General features: G+C 75.7%; 15 protein-coding genes. 5 read left to right on the top strand and 10 right to left on the bottom strand.

Annotated elements, in window-relative coordinates:
* Positions 1-85: 85 nt before the first annotated feature.
* A complete protein-coding gene (locus tag ACF09K_RS04815; protein ID WP_392241076.1) occupies positions 86-1216 on the bottom strand; it encodes a peptidoglycan-binding protein in 1131 nt (376 codons plus the stop codon).
* A gap of 161 nt (positions 1217-1377) precedes the next feature.
* On the opposite strand from ACF09K_RS04815, the gene ACF09K_RS04810 reads away from it, so the two are divergent.
* Positions 1378-3417: a DHA2 family efflux MFS transporter permease subunit gene (locus tag ACF09K_RS04810; RefSeq protein WP_392241075.1), complete on the top strand. Its 2040-nt coding sequence runs from the start codon at positions 1378-1380 to the stop codon at positions 3415-3417.
* 10 nt (positions 3418-3427) lie between these two features.
* Here ACF09K_RS04810 and ACF09K_RS04805 read toward each other — a convergent pair whose 3' ends face one another.
* On the bottom strand, positions 3428-3994 hold the full coding sequence (locus tag ACF09K_RS04805; protein ID WP_392241074.1) for a GNAT family N-acetyltransferase: 567 nt from the start codon (positions 3992-3994) through the stop codon (positions 3428-3430).
* 195 nt (positions 3995-4189) lie between these two features.
* On the opposite strand from ACF09K_RS04805, the gene ACF09K_RS04800 reads away from it, so the two are divergent.
* Together ACF09K_RS04800 and ACF09K_RS04795 are read left to right on the top strand one after the other, a co-directional pair.
* The gene (locus ACF09K_RS04800) at positions 4190-4870 is read left to right on the top strand and encodes a hypothetical protein (protein ID WP_392241073.1); all 681 of its coding nucleotides are present in this window, start codon (positions 4190-4192) and stop codon (positions 4868-4870) included.
* Positions 4871-4876: 6 nt separating this feature from the next.
* The gene (locus tag ACF09K_RS04795) at positions 4877-5557 is read left to right on the top strand and encodes a hypothetical protein (RefSeq protein WP_392241072.1); all 681 of its coding nucleotides are present in this window, start codon (positions 4877-4879) and stop codon (positions 5555-5557) included.
* Between the two features lie 40 nt (positions 5558-5597).
* Here ACF09K_RS04795 and ACF09K_RS04790 read toward each other — a convergent pair whose 3' ends face one another.
* Positions 5598-6014: a DUF1992 domain-containing protein gene (locus tag ACF09K_RS04790; RefSeq protein ID WP_392241071.1), complete on the bottom strand. Its 417-nt coding sequence runs from the start codon at positions 6012-6014 to the stop codon at positions 5598-5600.
* Between the two features lie 103 nt (positions 6015-6117).
* Between ACF09K_RS04790 and ACF09K_RS04785 the strand changes: the two genes are divergently transcribed.
* Complete coding sequence (locus ACF09K_RS04785) at positions 6118-6510, top strand: hypothetical protein (protein ID WP_392241070.1); 393 nt, start codon at positions 6118-6120, stop codon at positions 6508-6510.
* Positions 6511-7186: 676 nt separating this feature from the next.
* On the top strand, positions 7187-9241 hold the full coding sequence (locus tag ACF09K_RS04780; protein WP_392241069.1) for a bifunctional glycosyltransferase 87/phosphatase PAP2 family protein: 2055 nt from the start codon (positions 7187-7189) through the stop codon (positions 9239-9241).
* Positions 9242-9263: 22 nt separating this feature from the next.
* Here ACF09K_RS04780 and ACF09K_RS04775 read toward each other — a convergent pair whose 3' ends face one another.
* From ACF09K_RS04775 to ACF09K_RS04745, 7 genes are all read right to left on the bottom strand, one after another.
* Positions 9264-10391, bottom strand: coding sequence for an acyltransferase family protein (locus ACF09K_RS04775; protein WP_392241068.1), 1128 nt, complete (start codon positions 10389-10391; stop codon positions 9264-9266).
* Between the two features lie 206 nt (positions 10392-10597).
* Entirely contained in the window at positions 10598-11014 is a 417-nt protein-coding gene (locus ACF09K_RS04770; RefSeq protein WP_392241067.1) for a transglycosylase SLT domain-containing protein, read from the bottom strand.
* Positions 11015-11372: 358 nt separating this feature from the next.
* Positions 11373-12221 (bottom strand): ECF transporter S component, encoded by an 849-nt coding sequence (locus ACF09K_RS04765; RefSeq protein WP_392241066.1) that lies wholly within the window; start codon positions 12219-12221, stop codon positions 11373-11375.
* The gene (locus ACF09K_RS04760; protein ID WP_392241065.1) at positions 12218-13903 is read right to left on the bottom strand and encodes an ABC transporter ATP-binding protein; all 1686 of its coding nucleotides are present in this window, start codon (positions 13901-13903) and stop codon (positions 12218-12220) included. The genes ACF09K_RS04765 and ACF09K_RS04760 overlap by 4 nt, the downstream gene beginning before the upstream one ends.
* Positions 13900-15156 (bottom strand): energy-coupling factor transporter transmembrane component T, encoded by a 1257-nt coding sequence (locus ACF09K_RS04755; protein ID WP_392241064.1) that lies wholly within the window; start codon positions 15154-15156, stop codon positions 13900-13902. Before ACF09K_RS04755 ends, ACF09K_RS04760 begins: the two co-directional genes overlap by 4 nt.
* Positions 15157-15193: 37 nt before the next feature.
* Positions 15194-15889 (bottom strand): SCO2322 family protein, encoded by a 696-nt coding sequence (locus tag ACF09K_RS04750; protein WP_392241063.1) that lies wholly within the window; start codon positions 15887-15889, stop codon positions 15194-15196.
* On the bottom strand, positions 15886-17112 hold the full coding sequence (locus ACF09K_RS04745; protein WP_392241062.1) for a prenyltransferase/squalene oxidase repeat-containing protein: 1227 nt from the start codon (positions 17110-17112) through the stop codon (positions 15886-15888). The genes ACF09K_RS04750 and ACF09K_RS04745 overlap by 4 nt, the downstream gene beginning before the upstream one ends.
* Positions 17113-17229 lie beyond the last annotated feature (117 nt).

The following is a 17229-nucleotide window of genomic DNA, read 5'->3' as shown; positions in this document are numbered from 1 at the left end:
CGGCACGGCGGGGCACGCACCGGACGCCGGGAAGCCCGCCGCCCCCGGGTGGACGGCGGGACGGCGGGACGGTGGTGACGGGCCCTCAGGGCTCCTTCGTCTCCGACTCCAGCCGTGCCCGCGTCGCCGCCCCGTACGTGCCCAGTTCGTCGTCCTGGACGCCCCGTGACCACTGGTAGGTGCGCAGCGCGTCCTCGACCCGGCCGTTGAACACCCCGGTCGCGTCGTCGTTGTAGAGGTACACCTGCCGCAGCCGCAGCTGGAGTTCGGTCACCTCCGGCCCCCGGTCCCCGCGGCGCAGGACGGCCGCTTCGCCGCTGTCGCCGTCGGCCCCGTCCCCCGGTGCCAGGGACGGCGTGGCCTGGCTGGCCGACGGGCTCGGGCTCGGCCCGGCGGTGCGGGAGGGCGACGGGGAGGCGCTCGACTCGGTCGGGGAGGGCGACGCGCTCGCGCTCTCGGACGGCGACGGCGAGGCGCTCGACGCCGAGGGCGACGCGGAGCGGCTCGCGGACGGCGACGCCGCCGGGGGCGCGCTGGTCGAGGCGTCGGGAACGGCCGCCCGGACCCCCTCGGGGGCGGCCTGGTCCCGGGTCGGCGGCTCGTAGGAGAACATCCCGCTCGCGAACCCGGCCGCGGCGATCACGACGGCGGCGGCACCGGCGGACGCGATCAGCAGCGTACGGCGCCGGCGTCCGCGCGGGGCCCCGTCGTCGTACGGGCCGTCCCCGGCCTCCCGGCCCGCCTCGAACAGGCTCAGGTCGGTGTCGCTGGGCGCGGAGCCGGACGGCGCGAGCGGGGTCGGCACGGGAGCCGCGGCGGACGGGGGGACGGCCCGCAGGGGCATGGTCGCGTCGGACACGGCGGCCGTGCCGGCCGCGTCGGGCGCGGAGGCCGTCGGCAACGGCATCGTCACGTCGCCGGCCGCCGCCTCCCGGCCTCCCTCCCCGGCCCCCGGGCCGGCGTCGGACCCGGCTCCGGCTCCGGCCGTCCGGCCGAGTTCCACGTACGGCCGTATCCGCAGCGGATCGAAGTCCTCCGCCGCCGCCGCTTCCGCCTCGCGGGTGTCGCGCAGGGCGTCGGAGGCCTGCCGCGCGCAGGCGCAGGACGGGGTGTTGTCCGCCGCTCGGAGCGCGCCGCACCGCGGACACGGATGCCCGTGCCGCCGGGGGTGCGCCGGTTCCCCCGGCCGCCCCTGCCCGTCCCTCGGATCGTTCACCCGTTCGCCCCTCCCCATGGAAACTCCAAGGATTATGCAGATCTTCCGCACAACCGACTGCCCGCCACCCCCGGAACGAGAGATTCCGGGGGGACTCGACAGGCCATAACGGGACACACCGATCACGATGGGAGGGTCCACGCAAGCCCCAGGAGGCATCCATGGCCTTGGACGCGCAGGCCCTGACGGAGGATCCCCGCCAGGAGCACGTGCCCGGCAACGTCCTCGTGTCGATCGGCGCGCTGCTGCTCGGCATGCTGCTCGCCGCCCTCGACCAGACGATCGTGTCGACGGCGCTGCCCACGATCGTCAGCGACCTGGGGGGCCTGGACCACCTCTCCTGGGTGGTCACGGCCTATCTGCTGGCGTCGACCGCCGCGACCCCGCTGTGGGGCAAGCTGGGCGACCAGTACGGGCGCAAGAGGCTGTTCCAGACCGCCATCGTGATCTTCCTGATCGGCTCCGCGCTGTGCGGGACGGCGCAGAACATGCCGCAGCTCATCGGCTTCCGCGCGCTGCAGGGCCTGGGCGGCGGCGGCCTGATCGTGCTGTCGATGGCGATCGTCGGCGACATCGTCCCGCCGCGTGAACGCGGCCGCTACCAGGGCCTGTTCGGCGCCGTCTTCGGCACGACCAGCGTCCTCGGCCCCCTCCTGGGCGGCCTCTTCACCGAGCACCTGAGCTGGCGCTGGGTCTTCTACGTCAACCTCCCGCTCGGTGTCGTCGCGCTCGGCGTCATCGCGGCCGTCCTGCACATCCCGCGCAGGGCGACGCGGCACGTCATCGACTACCTCGGCACCTTCCTCATCGCCTCGGTCGCCACCGCCCTGGTGCTGGTGGCCTCCCTGGGCGGCACCACCTGGGGCTGGGGCTCGCCGCAGATCATCGGACTCGCGGTGCTCGGCGTCGTCCTGGCCGTCGCGTTCGTGGCCGTGGAACGCAGGGCCGCGGAACCCGTCCTGCCGCTCAAGCTGTTCCGCATCCGCACCTTCGCGCTGTCCGCGGTGATCAGCTTCATCATCGGCTTCGCGATGTTCGGCGCGATGACCTACCTGCCGACCTTCCTCCAGGTCGTCCACGGCGTCTCGCCCACCCTGTCCGGCGTGCACATGCTGCCGATGGTGGCCGGTCTGCTGCTGGCGTCGACGGCGTCGGGGCAGATCGTCAGCCGCACCGGCCGCTGGAAGGTGTTCCCGGTCACCGGCACCGCCGTGACGACCGTGGGCCTGCTCCTGCTGCACCGGCTCGACGAGAACAGCTCCACGGCCGAGATGAGCGCCTTCTTCTTCGTCTTCGGCCTGGGCCTCGGCCTGGTGATGCAGGTCCTGGTCCTCATCGTGCAGAACGCCGTCTCCTACCAGGACCTCGGCGTCGCCACCTCCGGCGCGACGTTCTTCCGCTCCATCGGCGCCTCCTTCGGCGTCGCCGTCTTCGGCACGATCTTCACGACCCGCCTCGGCGACAAACTCGCCGACGCCTTCCGGGGCGTCGCCCTCCCGCCCGCCGTGTCCCTCGACGCGCTGGAGGCCGACCCGCGCGTCATCGGCGACCTGCCGGCCGCCCTGCGCCCCCCGGTCCTGCACGCCTACGCCTCGTCCATCACGGACGTCTTCCTGTACGCCGCCCCGGTCGCCGCCCTCGGCTTCCTCCTCGCCTGGTTCCTCAAGGAGGACCCGCTGCGCGCCTCGGTCACCGCGCCGGACGTGACGGAGACGCTGGCCAGCAATCCGGTCGAGCGCTCCTCGCACGACGAGGTCTGCCGGGCCCTGTCCGTCCTCGGCACCCGCGAGGGCCGCCGCGAGATCTACCGCACCATCACCGAACGGGCCGGCTACGACCTGCTGCCCGCCGCGAGCTGGATGCTGCTGCGGATGAAGCGCCACGGCAGCGTCGAACCGGGCCGGCTCGCCGAACGCGGCTCCGTCCCGCTGCCCGTGGTCCTGGAGGCAGCCCGGCAGACAGAGGAACGTCGGCTCGCCGTGCGCGAGGGCCTCGACCTGCTGTTGACCGACGAGGGCCGCGAGGCCGCCGAACGCCTCTCGCGGGCCCGTGAGGAGTCGCTGGCCGAACTGCTCGGCGACTGGTGGGGCCCGGACCGCCCCACCGACCTGGCGCAGCTGGTGAAGGAGCTGAACGACGAACTGTGCGGCTCCGACCGCGAACAGCCGCACGACGGACGCCCGGCGACCCGGTTCGGCTGAGGCGCGCGGCTCAGCCGGCGCCCGCGCCGCCGCCGCTGCTCCCGCCGCCCGTGCCCCCGCCGCCGCTGCTCCCGCCGGTCAGGTCCTTGGCGAACCAGTGCTCGGCGTAGGGGTCCTCGTTGTGCGGGGCGCCCTCCCGATAGCCGCACCGGGCGTACAGGGCGCGCGCCTCGACGAGGTCGCCGCGGGTGTCGAGGACCATCCGCCCGGCGCCGAGCGCACGGGCCGCGTCCTCGGCGGCCCCGACGAGCAGTGGTCCGCCGCCCCTGCCCCGCGCCTCCGGCCGCACGAAGACCCGCGTCAGCTCCGCCGTCGCCGCGTCCAGCAGCCGTACGCCCGCGCTCCCGGCCGGCTCACCGCCGTACCGGGCGACGAGCAGCCGCCCGCCCGGCGGCGCCAGTCCGCCCCCGGTGCGGGCGGCGATCTCCCGCTCCAACTCGGCCGGATCGGTCCGCCGGCCCTCGTGCAGCAGGTACCAGCGGTCGCTGACCTCGGTGTAGTACTCCCGCCACAGTGCGACGGCGACGGGGGAGTCCACGGGTTCCGGGGTGACGGTCCAGGAGGTCACGGCAGTCATGGCGGTCATTCTCGGCAGTTCCCCCGCCGGGCGCGCAACCGGATATGCGGGGCCGGGACGACGCGGGTGCCGGCGTCTGCCGTACGTCCGGCGCGTCCGGCGCGCCCGGCATGACATGGGTGCCGTTTGTCCGCCCCGGTCCGGGCAACCCGGATTATAAGCCGGCCCGAGGGGCCGAAACACCGGAAGGCAACCATGTCCACAGGCGTGATCATCGCTCTGATCGTGATCGTGGCGGCCGTCCTCGCCGTCGCAGCCGTCCTGGCCGCACGGGCCCGAGGGTCGTCACAGGGAGGACGGGGCCTGAAGCGCCGCTTCGGGCCCGAGTACGACCGTGCCGTGGCCCGGCACGGCGGGGACGTCAAGGCCGCCGAGCGGGAACTCGGCGGTTTGGTGGAGCGGCACGGCGGGCTGAGGGAACGGCCGCTGGAGCCCGCCGAGCGCGAGCGTTTCGAGGCCCGCTGGGCCGCCGCGCAGGAGCGCTTCGTCGACTCCCCGCGCGAGGCGGTCGCCGAGGCGGACCGGATCGTGTCGGAGGTCGCCGGCGCCCGCGGCTACCCGGACGGCGGGCAGTACGACGAGCAGGTCGCCGCGCTCGCCGTGCACCACGCCGACCACGTGCAGGGCTACCGGCACGTGCACCACGTCACCCGCTTCCACCAGGACGGCGGAGCGCGGGGCGGTGAGGCGCCCGGCACCGAGGACCTGCGGGCCGCCATGGTCGAGGCCCGCGCCCTCTTCGACGAGCTGGTGGGCGAGGGCCGCCACCGGACACCGACGACCCGGTCCACCGAGGACCGCCGGACCGCGCACCACGAGGGCGGCTCCGGGTTCCACCTGCCGGGCTTCCACCGGCACCAGACCAAGGAGGGGTGAACGGGCATGCCCGACGTGACATCCGGCGGCGAGTACCGCCGCGCTGCACAGGAGCAGGAGCAGCCCCGAGTCGTACCGCTGGGGGAGAGCCGGGGGTACGGCCGGGAAACGGGAACGGGAACGGAGCAGGGCCAGGGACCGGGCCGGGGGACGGGGACGCCGAACCCGGCGGCCGACCCCGCCGGCCCGGCGGCCGACCCGTCCGTGGACCCGTTCGTGGACCCGGTCACCGGTGGCCGGGAACCGCATGCCGCCTCGGCGCCCGGCGGTGTTCCGGCCGGGGCCGTCGAGGACAGCGGCGGCTTCGGTCCGTCCCGGGGCACCGGAGCCCCTCACGGTGCCCACGACACCTCCCGGGGCACCGGCACCGCCCACGGCGCCGACGGCACCTCGCTGCTTCCGCACGACGAGTGCGACAGGCTCTCCGAGCGGATGCGGCACGCGGTCGCCGGCTTCGTGGAACGGCCCCGTGACGCGGTCGAGGAGGCCGACCAGGTCCTGGAGGAACTCGCCGCCCGCTTCACCGACGCCGTGAACGGCCGCCGCCGCACCCTGCGCGGCTCCTGGCAGCTCGCGGAGGACGGGGAGGGCGGGAAGGGCGCGGTCGCCGGGACCCCCGACACCGAGCAGCTCCGGCTGGCCCTGCGGGACTACCGCGAGCTGACGGACCGGCTGCTGCACCTGTAGCGGCTCCGGCCTTCCGGCCGTTTCCGGCTCCGGCCGTTTCCTAGCCGTTTCCAGCCGCCGCCCGGCGCTCCCGCCACTGGCGTACGACCTCTTCGACGTCGTACGGCTTCATGCCCAGCGGGGGGCCGGGCGGCGGCTTGAACATCATGTCGCGGAGCTTGACGTTGACGTCCGTGAGGATCTTCCGGACGGCCCGCTCCGACGGTGCCGCGTACGCCGCGGCGAGGGCGTCCTCCGCCTCCTTGCGCAGGGCCAGCGCGGGAGGCAGGACCGAGAGCCCCTCGCGCGCCATCTTGCGCCTGACCCACCACAGTTCGTCGTAGGAACCCTCGAGCTCCGGGTCCAACGGCCTTCCCGCGCCCGCGAGATGATCGAACTCCCCGCGCCGCTCCGCGTCCTGGATCTGCTTGTCGACCCAGGACTCGAACGGGACACCGGGTGGCTTTCGCTCGGTCATGCGTCCATTGTGCCGGACGCGGCGGGGCCGGGCGATTTAGTATGCGGCGGCTGTGCACGCACAGTTCGGACACCGTCGGACAGACATCTCTCGAGGAGCGCACGTGCTCGAACTCACCATGGCCACCGTCTCCGGAACGGAAGAGGGTGCCACGGCCGGCATGCTCATGGCCGACGCGCCCAGCGAGCCGGGCGCCGTGCTGCGGGTGGGCCGGGACAAGTCCGTGTGCCGCCTCGTCACGCCCGAGGAATGGCTGTTCGTCTCCCGGGTCCACCTGGAGTTCCGGTGCGGCCCCGAGGGTGTCTGGCAGGTCAGCTGGTTGCGCGGCTCCCAGCCGGACCCGTCCTCCGAGGTCCGCCTGGTGGTCGGCGAGTACGCCCAGACCATCGCCTACGGCGGGAGCGTGCAGCTCCCGCGGGGCGGCAACGGCGAGGTCGTCGTCACGGACCGCACCGGCCCGCGCAGCGTCAACGTGGGCTTCTACCACGAGGCCTGAGGACGAGGCGCGCCCCGACGGCCGGGGGCCCGGTGACGCGGAGGCCCGGGGGCACGGGCCGGTGACGCGGGGCCCGGGAGCCGGGGACGCGTGGCCCGGAGACGCGGGCCCGGGAGCCGGGGACGCGCGCCCGGGGCTGCGCCCGCACACGCGTCGGCACACGCGCCGGCGCGAAGCCGTCGTGGCCCTCGGCGCCCGCCGTCCGGACCGCCGTACCGCTCGACCCCGGGTGGGCGCCGACGAGTTCGAGCGCCTCGCGGGTGCCCCGCACGTCCTCCGCGGCACCGTCCGCGTCCGCCTCCCGGCCGCCGACGGCACGTGTCGGAAACGCCGATCGGTCCGGAAACGCTGATCCGTTCGTCAACACCGCGCACCGCACCCGAGTTTCCGTCCGCGCCCCCCTCCCGCGGCCGACACCGGAGGGAACCCGCCGGTCAGCGGCCTGCCGGCCTTCGCCGCCCGGTCCGGCCCGGCGGATCGTCACGCGCTCCGCGGAAACGGCCCCCGCCCCCCGCACTATCGTCTTCCGGACAAAAGTGGAGCGAATGTCAGGCGGAGGCGGGGCGGCCCGCGTCTTCGTCGGGGGTGCCGCGGGCCTCCCCGGGTGGCGAAGAGGGCTCGTGAAGCACCCCACGAGGGAACGTGCGGGACCTACGGGGCGGGAGGCCTACGAGGCGTGGCGAATGCGGAGCACGGCGGGCGGTCGGCGGAACCCCTCGGAGCGAGCGCGGCCGGCACGGCGAGAGCACGCCCGCGCCTGGCCCGTCTCGGCCTCTGGCTGGTCGCGGCCCTCCTCGCCGTCCGGCAGGTGGCCGTCGTCCTCGGGACCCCGCGCGGAGAGCGGCTGACGGACCTGGAGACCTGGGTCGGGCCCGAGGGCGTCCTGCACGTCAACGGCTCGCTCTACGACTCGACGCGCTTCACCGGCACCCCGTTCGGGGGGCTCGTCCTCAAGCCCCTGACCCGGGCGGCCGAACAGGCCCTCGGCTGGGGCTGGACCTTCGGCACCCTGCTGCTGGTCGTCGCGCTCGGCCTGGTCGCCGCGCGGGCCCTGCCGCAGCCGGTGAGCAGACGCGCCCCGCTGCCGGCCGCACCCGTCGCGATCAGCCTGCTGATGCTGTCCCTGCCCGTCCGCAACACCCTCTGGCTCGGTCAGACCAGCATCATCCCCGTCCTGCTCGTCCTGCTCGGCTGCTTCGTCGTGCGGGGGCGGCACGCGGGGGGCGCGCTGATCGGCCTGGCGGCCGCCCTCCAGCCGACCGTCCTGCTGTTCGCCCCGCTGCTGTGGTTCACCGGCCGGCGCCGGGCCGCCGCGACCGCGGGCGCGGCGTTCCTGGCCTGCACCCTGCTCGCGTGGGCGGCGATGCCGCACGACTCGGCCGCCTACTGGGTCCACCACATGGCCGGCGCGGGCCTCGGCGGCGAGGCGGACGCCCTCGGCAACCAGTCCCTGCACGGCGCCCTGCTGCGCCTCGGCCTGTCCGGTCCGCCGGAGATCGCGCTGTTCCTGACGCTGGGCGCGGCCGTGGCCGTCCTCGGCGTCCGCCGGGCGGTGCGCTACGCACGCGACGGCCAGCTCCTGCTCGCGGTGTCGATCACCGGCTGCGCCGCCATCGCGGTGTCCCCGACGACCTGGCAGCACCAGCTCCTGTGGCTCCTGCCGGCGGTGGTCGGCCGGGTCGGCAGGCGGGCCTCGGACCGTCACGTCTGGCCGGTCGCCGTCGTCCTGGTCATGACCCTCCCGGCGGAGATGATGCTGCCGGACATGGCGGCCCTGTACCCCCTGCGGGACAACGTCGTCCTGCTGGCCGCGCTGGCCGCCGCGACGGCCGTGCCCTTCCTGCCCCGCACCTCCCCCCACCACCGCGCCCCGGTCCCGACGCAGTACGCCGCCCCCGTCCCGGCCCGCTGGAAGCACGTCCCGCTGCTGCCCTTCCCGGGCCGGGTCCTCACCCGCCCCAACCTGCTCCTGGAACTGCTGCTCATCCGCGTCACCTACGCGGCGTACCAGCAGGTCCGGCTGGCGGCGACGGGCGGCACGATCTCCGGCGGCCGCCGGCGGGCGGAGGCCCACGGCCGGCAGATCCTCGACATCGAGCGCTTCCTCCACCTCGACATCGAGCGCCGGGCCAACCACGCGGTCGTCGGGATCGGCCGGCTCCGCGACTTCTTCGACTTCTACTACACGTCGTTCCACTTCGTGGTCCCGCTGACGGTGCTGGCCGTCCTCTACCTGCGCCGCCCCGTGGACTACCGCTGGGCCCGCTCCTCCCTCGGCCTCACGACCCTGCTCGCCCTCGTCGGCTTCTGGCTCTACCCGCTGGCCCCGCCGCGCCTGATGCCCGGCCTCGGCATCGTCGACACCGTCCACGGCGCGCAGGACTTCACCCGGCCCGACTACGGCACGCTGACGTCCCTGACCAACCAGTACGCGGCGATGCCCTCCCTGCACTTCGGCTGGTCCCTGTGGTGCGGCACGGTGATCGCGCTCGTCGCCCCGAAGGGGTGGATGAAGGCCCTGGGCCTCCTGCATCCCCTCTTCACGGTCTCCGCGATCGTGGCCACCGGCAACCACTGGATCCTCGACGCGGCGGGCGGTGCCGTCGTGGTCCTCGCCGGCTTCGGGCTGGCGTACCTGCTGCAGGGGCCGCGGGCGGGGGCGGCGCGGGCGGCGCCCGCGGGGGAGGACCGCCGGGCGGCACCGGAGCGGGAACGGACGGCGCGCGCCTGAACGGGCGCCGGGCCCGGGCGGACTATCGCCCGCCCACCCCGGCGGGCGGACGGACGGACGGTGCGGCGGGCCGGCCCGCGAGGCCCCGCAGCCACCGTTCGGCCGGGTGCTCCAGCCCGTGGTAGGCGGCGCCCGCGGCGGCCTGGCTCACCAGGAGGACGCCGGCCCAGAAGAGGAGGGTGGCGGCGCCGGGGGCGGGCCTGCCCCAGTGGAAGAGGGCCGCGCGGAGGACGATCTCGTGGAGGAGGTACCAGGCGAACGACCAGTGGCCGAGCCGGATCATCCAGGGTCCGCCCAGTCCGGTGCGGCGCCCGTCGAGGTCGGCCCGGGCGGCGGCGCAGATGAGGGCGGCGAAGACCGGTGCCGAGAGCCACTGGGAGGCCGTGTACGGGCTGTACCAGAGGGCGTCGGGCACGGCGTGGTGCCAGGGGATCAGCGCGAGGTGCCAGGCCACCACGAGTGCGGCGGCCACGGGCAGCGACACGGGCGGGCGCCAGCCGCGCTTCAGCGCGAGCCCCGCCACCACGCCCAGCAGGAACTGGAGGCCACGCGTCAGCGGCAGGTAGTCGAGCGCCCACGCGCGCGTGACCGGCGGCAGACCCGACAGCGCCGGCCACAGGACGAGGCCGGCGCCGACGGCACCGGCCGCGGTCCACGCCCACACCTTCGCCCCGCGGCCCGCCAGCAGGGCCATCAGCACCGGGAAGACCAGGTAGAACCAGGCCTCGTCACTGAGCGACCAGGCCGCGGGGTTGCCGCCCTTGAAGACGACCGGCTCGGGGAACCAGGCGTGCACCAGCAGCAGGTTCGCGACGACCGCCTTCGCCGACACGGCACGGTCCATCAGGGCGTACACGGCGACGGACGCCGCCACGCCGAAGGCGAGCAGCGGCCAGACGCGGGCGAACCGGCGCCACAGGAAGATCCGGACGGGCACCCGCACGCCGTCGTACGTCCAGGCCAGCACGGCCCCCGACAGCACGAAGAAGAACGTCACCCCGCTCCGGCCGTACCAGACCGCCTCGCTGAGTCCCGGCACGGTGCCCGCCTGCCGGGACAGGTGGTACAGGACGACCAGCAGCGCCGCCCAGAAACGGAGCCCCGTCAGCGAGGGCAGGCGGTCGCGGCCGGGCGCCGGGATCGAGGTCACGAACGGTTCCTTCGACGGTCGGGGCGCCGGGGCGGTGACTCCGACCCGAACGAAGGAGCGAGGATATCGCCCTGGCGGCGGGGCCCCGGTGGCCTCGGACGCCGGCGCCCCGGGAGACCCCGGGTGCCGGCGCACCGGAAAGGCGTGAGGCGGCGGCCCCCGGGGATCGGGGGGCCGCCGCCTCACGCGTGCGGGGTCGGCTCGGCTCAGTACCAGCCGTTGGCCTGCCAGAAGGACCAGGCGCCGGCGGGGCTGCCGTAGCGGGAGTTCATGTAGTCGAGACCCCACTTGATCTGGGTCTTGGCGTTGGTCTTCCAGTCGGAGCCGGCCGAGGCCATCTTGTTGCCCGGCAGGGCCTGGACCAGGCCGTAGGCGCCGGAGGAGGAGTTGGTGGCGTCGACGTCCCAGTTGCTCTCGTGCTGCACGATCTTGCTGAACGCGCCGAACTGCGCGGCGTCCGGGATCATCTGGTGCGCGATCGCCTTGGCCTGGGAGGCGGAGGTCACGGTCGCGGCCTGGGCGGGAGCCGCGGACAGCGCCATGCCGGCGGTCGCGGCGGCCAGGGCGGCGGCGGTGAGGGCCTTCTTCGGGGAGGCGATGCGGCGGATGACGGAGACGGACACGGAGAACCTTTTTCCTTCGGGGGCAGGTGCGTCGTGGTGCATGCGGAGTCACGCGGTGCGCGGCCGCACCGCGTGATGTGCGGCGGGGGGCTGCATGCGTCGGCGCCGGGGGCCCGGGGGCTCGTCGGCGCCGTGCGACGTCCTCCAGAGAAACAGGCTCGGCAGGGGTCCGCAATGACCCCTTTTACTAGTTGTGGCCGCATGTGGGGGAAAGGTCGGTCGTGTGACCTGGCTCTCAAAGCGCAGGTCAGGACGGCAATCTGCATGGACATGGCGTCCGAAATGCACCACTAGGGCGGATCGTAGGTGATGTGGGTCATGTGGGGTGCTTCACCGCCCGTCGGCCCGTCGGCGCGGCTCAGCGGTCCTCGAATGTGACCGCGGTCTCGAAGGCCGCGCGCCGGGTGGCCCTGCGCAGCGCCCTGAGCACGGCCGGGCCCAGCGTCAGGGTCAGCACGACGGTCACGACGGCCCGGCCCAGGTCCCAGCCCAGCGAGGTGGCCGCGCAGTACGCGAGGAAACGGGCCAGGTTCTCCGCCACGGCCGCGTCCGGATCGAAGGCGATGCGCGAGGCCAGCTCGCCCAGGAACGGCCAGCCCGCCATGTTCATCGCCGTGCCGTAGGCGAAGGCGGCCAGGAAGCCGTAGACCGCGAGCAGCGCCAGCTCGCCCCGGCCGCGCAGCCGGTCCGGGCCCGGCAGCAGGCCGGCGCCCATCGTGAACCAGCCCATCGACAGCATCTGGAACGGCATCCACGGGCCCACCCCGCCCGTGAGCAGGGCGGACGCGAACATCGTGACCGAGCCCAGCACGAAGCCGAAGCCGGGGCCGAGGACCCGGCCGCTGAGCACCATCAGGAAGAACATCGGCTCGATGCCCGCCGTACCGGCCCCGATCGGGCGCAGGGCGGCGCCGGTCGCCGCCAGCACACCGAGCATCGCGACCGCCTTCGCGCCGAGCCCCGACTCCGAGATCGTCGCCGCCACCACCGCGACCAGCAGGACCAGCAGCCCCGCGAACAGCCAGGGGGCGTCCTGCGCGTGCGCGTTCAGCGCGGAGGCGGGCGGGGCCAGGAACGGCCAGGCGAAGGCGACCGCCCCGACCGCGCCGACGAGCCCGAGCGCGGCCACCGAACGAGGGCCGAGGCGGACCGCCCGCGCCTGCCCGACCGGGGCCGGTGCCGGCGTCGGCCGGCCGGTCGCGGTCACCGCAACGCCTCCCGCACCTGGGCGACGGTCAGCCACTCCTGCGGGGCCAGGATCTTCGTCACCTGCGGGGCGAAGGACGGGGAGGAGACGATCACCTCGGCCGTCGGACCGTCCGCGATCACCTCGCCCTCCGCCAGCAGCACGACCCGGTGGGCCAGCTCCGCCGCCAGCTCCACGTCGTGCGTGGCCAGCACGATCGCGTGCCCGGCTGCGGCCAGCCCGCGCAGGAGGCCGACCAGGCGGGTCTTCGCCGCGTAGTCCAGGCCGCGGGTCGGCTCGTCGAGCAGGAGCAGCGGCGGGCGCGCGGCCAGGACGACCGCCAGCGCCAGCGTCAGACGCTGGCCCTCGGACAGGTCGCGGGGGTGGGTGCCGTCGGCGATGCCGGGCAGCAGGTCGCGGACGAGGGCGCGGCAGGTGCCGGGGGCGGCCCGCGCGTCCCGGTCGGCGGCGGCGCACTCGGCGGCGACCGTGTCGGCGTACAGCAGGTCGCGGGGTTCCTGCGGGACCAGGCCGACCCGGCGGACGAGGTCGCGGGGCGCGGTGCGGTGGGGGAGCGCGCCGCCCGCCCGGACCGTGCCGGAAGACGGTTCGACCAGGCCCACGAGGGTGTTGAGCAGGGTGGACTTGCCGGCGCCGTTGCGGCCCATGAGGGCGACGGTCTCGCCGGGGGACACCGTGAGGTCGACGTCGCGCAGCGCCTGCACCCCGGCGCGGCGCACGGAGAGGGAACGGACCTCCGCCGGGGGCGCGGACGCGTCGGGGGCGGCTGCGGGGCGCCGGCGCCACCCGGAGAACGCCCGGCGCGGCGGCGCCGGCGGCGGTGACGGCGGCTCGGCGGCCGTGGGCGGGGCGGGCTCGGGCTCCCGGCCGGCCAGCCGTTCCCGCAGACCGCCCGCCCGGCGCCGGGCGTCGCGGACGGTCAGCGGCAACGGGGACCAGCCCGCCAGCCGGCCCAGCTCCACCACGGGCGGGCACACCGGCGACACGGCCATGATCCCGGCCGGGGTGCCCAGCACCGGGGCCGCACCGGGCGCGGGCAGCAGGGCGACCCGGTCGGCGTACTGCAGGACGCGTTCCAGCCGGTGTTCCGCGAGCAGGACGGTCGTACCGAGGTCGTGGACCAGACGGAGCAGGACGGCGAGGACCTCCTCGGCGGCGGCCGGGTCGAGCGCGGAGGTCGGCTCGTCCAGGACGAGGACGCGGGGGTGCGGGGTGAGGACCGAGCCGATCGCGACGCGCTGCCGCTGGCCCCCGGAGAGCGTGGCGATCGGACGGTCGCGCAGTCCGGCCAGGCCGAGCAGGTCGAGGGTCTCCTCGACGCGGCGCCGCATCACCGCCGGAGGCAGGCCCAACGACTCCATGCCGTAGGCGAGTTCCTCCTCCACGGTGTCCGTGACGAAGTGGGACAGCGGGTCCTGGCCCACCGTCCCCACCACGTCGGCGAGTTCGCGCGGCTCGTGGGTGCGGGTGTCGCGGCCGGCGACCGTCACCCGGCCGCGCAGGGTGCCGCCCGTGAAGTGCGGGACGAGACCGCCGACCGTGCCGAGCAGCGTCGACTTGCCGACCCCGGACGGACCGGCGAGCAGCACCAGTTCCCCTTCCGGGATCTCGAAGTCGACGTCCCGCACGGTGGCTTCGGGACAACCGTCGTACGTCACGGAGACGTTCTCGAAGCGGATCACGGCGACGGCTCCTTCGGGAGCGGGGCGGGCGGCGGGGTGGACGGCGGGGCGGGCAGCAGCGCGGGCAGCAGCCCGACGAGCACGGCCGCGGCGGGCCACAGGGGGAGGGCGGGCGCCGTGAGCGGGATCACGCCGGGGTGCAGGGCCGCCGGGTCGGCGGAGGCGGCGAGCGTGAGCAGCGCGGCGACCGCGGCGCCGGAGCCGGCGACCAGACAGGCGCGCGGTGTCCAGCGGTCCGGGCGGTAGCGGGTGCGCGGCGAGCGGCGTCCGCCCAGCCGCAGACCGGCGAGCGCGGCGGCGACGCCGGCGACGAGCACCGGCAGCCCGTACGTGCCGCCCGCCGCGGTGAGCAGGCCGTACGTCCCCGCGCACACGCCGAGCAGACCGCCCAGGGTGAGGGCGGCCGTCGTACGGCGGACGCGGGACGGGACGTCGGCGGTACGGCCGTAGCCGCGGGCGTCCATGGCGGCGGCGAGGGCGACGGAGCGTTCCAGGGCGCCCTCCAGGACCGGGAGCGCCACCTGGAACAGGCCGCGCAGGCCCCGGTCCGGGCGGCCGCGCAGCCGGCGGGCGGCCCGCAGCCGCTGCACGTCGGCGATGAGGTACGGCGCGAAGGTGAGCGCCACGACGACGGCGACCCCCGCCTCGTACAGGGCGCCGGGGAGGGCCTTCAGGAGGCGGGAGGGGCTCGCCAGGGCGTTCGCGGCACCCACGCAGACGAGGAGGGTGGCCAGCCGCAGACCGTCGTACAGCGCGAAGACGACCCCCTCGGCGGTGACCCTGCCGCCCAGCCGGATGCCCTGCGCCCAGTCGGGGAGCGGGACTTCGGGGAGCGTCAGGATCACGTGCGTGCCGGGGACGGGGGAGCCGAGGACCACGACGAAGAAGAGGCGGACGGCGAGGACGGCGAGGGCGAGGTGGAGGAAGGCGGAGTAGGACCGGGACCAGGGGGTGTGGGGGCGGCAGGCGAGGACGACGTAGGCGGAGGTGGCCAGGAGGAGGGCCAGCAGGAGCGGGTTGGTGGTGCGGGTCGCGGCCGTGCCGAGGCCGAGGGCCCACAACCACCAGGCGCCGGGGTGGAGCTGGGGCGCGCCCGCGCCCGCCGGCGTCGGCCGGGCGCGGTTCCCGGCGGGGCGGACGCGGCCGGCGGCGGGGCGGGTGTCACCGGCGGCGGGGCGGGTGCCACCGTCGGCGGTGCGAGTGCCGTCGCCCGTGGGACGGGTGCCGTCGCCCGTGGGGCGGGTGCCGCTCACGACGGGAGGGGCGCCGTCGCCCGCGGGGCGGGAGCCCTCAGTCATTCCGGCGCCGCCGGGCCTGCCACACCGCCGCCGCGGCCAGGGCGGCGATCAGCGCGCCGCCGGCGTAGACGCCCACGGACGGGCCGCCGTCGTCGGTGGACGACGCCGAGGACGCCGAAGGGGTGTCCTTCCGTCCGGCCCCGGCCCCGGCCCCGGCCCCGGCCTCGTTCTCGTCCTCGCCCCGGTCCGTCGTCACCTGCTCCCCGCAGCCCTTCCGCGGGTAGCCCGTGATCGCGCACAGCAGCGCGTTCGTGTCGTAGCGCAGGGGCTTCGCGACGGCGGCGAGCGCCTCGGCCGTGGTCGCGTCGTCCGGGACGCGGGCGCAGGCCGTGCGGGCGGCGGGCGGCCGCTCGCCGGACGGCGCGTCCGCGGCGGTGCCGAAGTCGAGGACCAGGGCGACCCGCTTCGTGCCGTCCCGCTCCGGGGTCCGCGCGCAGATCGACGCGAACGAGGCCGTGCCGCGCGGCCGCGCCACGTCCTGCGAGTCCTCGCCGACCGCGAAGCGGAAGCCCTGCACGGCGCCGTCGGAGGGGCGGGCCGTGGCGGGGCCCTCGGTGGCGTAGACCCAGCGGTCGCCGTCGCGGTCCCAGAACGACCAGTAGCGGTAACCGGCGGCCTGGGCCGGGCCGGTGGCGGCCAGACCCAGGAACAGCGCGGCGGCGAACAGGGCGGTGAGACGGCGTATCACTGCTGCTGCTTCCTGCGGCCGCTGATCAGGAAGCCGATGCCGATGCCGGCGACGAGGAAGACGCCGACGGTCCACCAGACGCCGAAACCGTCCTCGGGGTCCTGCCCCGCCTCGTCGGCCTCGTCCGCGTCGTCCGCGTCGCCCTTCTGCGCGGAGCCGGCGGCCTGCGGGGCCGGGCCCGTCGCGTTCAGGGCGGCGACCAGGTCCGTGCCGCCGAAGGCGCGCGGGTCGGCGCCCGCCGCGTGGGCGGCGAGGACCAGCTGCGCCCAGGCGGCGGGGCCGCTCTGCTTCGCCCAGGCGGCGGCGTTGCGCTGGAGCCAGGCCAGCGGCTTCGCCGCCTGTCCGGCGCCGCCCTGCGCGGCGAGCGCGACCACGGCGTCGGCGGTGTTGCCGTAGTCCGGCTGGTTCTCGGCGCCGGGGAGCACCGAGGTCAGGTAGCCGTCCTTCGCCACGGCCTTCGCCAGGTAGGCGGCGCCGTTGGCGGCGGCCTGCCGCGGGGTGCCGGGGGCGGCGCAGGCGGTCTCGTCCGCCTTCTTCCCGGCACCGGCCGCCAGGCCCTCGCCGAGCGCGCCGAGGACGCCCGCGGCCGTCGCGTCCGCGTTGGCCGCCAACTTGCCCTGCTTGTCGGGCTGGTAGGCGAAGGCGCCACCGTCGGCACAGGGCAGCGCGAGCCGGACCAGGGCGTCGTACGGCGACTTCCCGCCCTTGACGACCTCGGCGGGCTTCTCCCCGGCCGCGGCCAGCGCGCCGACGACGACGGCCGTCGAGTTGGTGTCGCTGGCGCCGCCGGGGGCGTACCCCCAGCCGCCGTCCGCGTTCTGCACGGACTTCAGCCAGCCGACGGCCTTGTCCGCCGCGGCCCCGTGACCGCCGAGGGCCGCGAGGGCCTGCACGGCGGCGGCGGTGCTGTTGGTGTCGACCATCAGCTTCGCGTCGCAGGCCGTGGCGGGGGCGGCGCGGAACGCGGCGAAGGAGCCGTTCGCGCACTGCTGGCCGGTGAGCCAGGCCACGGCCTTCTCCGCCGGCTTCACCCCGACCGTGTCCTGGGCGAGCAGGGCGAGCGACTGGCGCCAGACACCGTCGTACGTCGGGTCGGTGGTGCCGTACAGACCGGACGGGACCGCCACGGACGGGGTCGGCGACGGGGACGCGGCCACGGCGGGCGTGGCGGCGCCGATCACTGCGGTGGCGGCCAGGACGGCGGCGCTGCGGCGGATGTTCATGATCGGCGGGTGCCTCTCCCTGTCAGGGAACCGGGCAGCGCGGGACACCCCGGCGGCTCGGCTCCGCATACCTCGACGGTGCCCGTGCGGCGGCGGCGCCGACGCACGTGAGCCGGT

It is taken from the genome of Streptomyces sp. NPDC014882, assembly GCF_043081325.1.
Taxonomy (GTDB): Bacteria; Actinomycetota; Actinomycetes; order Streptomycetales; family Streptomycetaceae; genus Streptomyces.
Note: the sequence above shows the minus strand (reverse complement) of the source record. Positions and strands in the feature narration are given on the sequence as shown.

What these genes read in the sequence shown, in the direction of transcription:
- ACF09K_RS04810 (WP_392241075.1), top strand. Translation starts at nt 1,378, where the DNA reads ATGGCCTTGGACGCGCAGGCCCTGACGGAGGATCCCCGCCAGGAGCAC.
- ACF09K_RS04805 (WP_392241074.1), bottom strand. Translation starts at nt 3,994, where the DNA reads ATGACTGCCGTGACCTCCTGGACCGTCACCCCGGAACCCGTGGACTCC.
- ACF09K_RS04800 (WP_392241073.1), top strand. Translation starts at nt 4,190, where the DNA reads ATGTCCACAGGCGTGATCATCGCTCTGATCGTGATCGTGGCGGCCGTC.
- ACF09K_RS04795 (WP_392241072.1), top strand. Translation starts at nt 4,877, where the DNA reads ATGCCCGACGTGACATCCGGCGGCGAGTACCGCCGCGCTGCACAGGAG.
- ACF09K_RS04790 (WP_392241071.1), bottom strand. Translation starts at nt 6,014, where the DNA reads ATGACCGAGCGAAAGCCACCCGGTGTCCCGTTCGAGTCCTGGGTCGAC.
- ACF09K_RS04745 (WP_392241062.1), bottom strand. Translation starts at nt 17,112, where the DNA reads ATGAACATCCGCCGCAGCGCCGCCGTCCTGGCCGCCACCGCAGTGATC.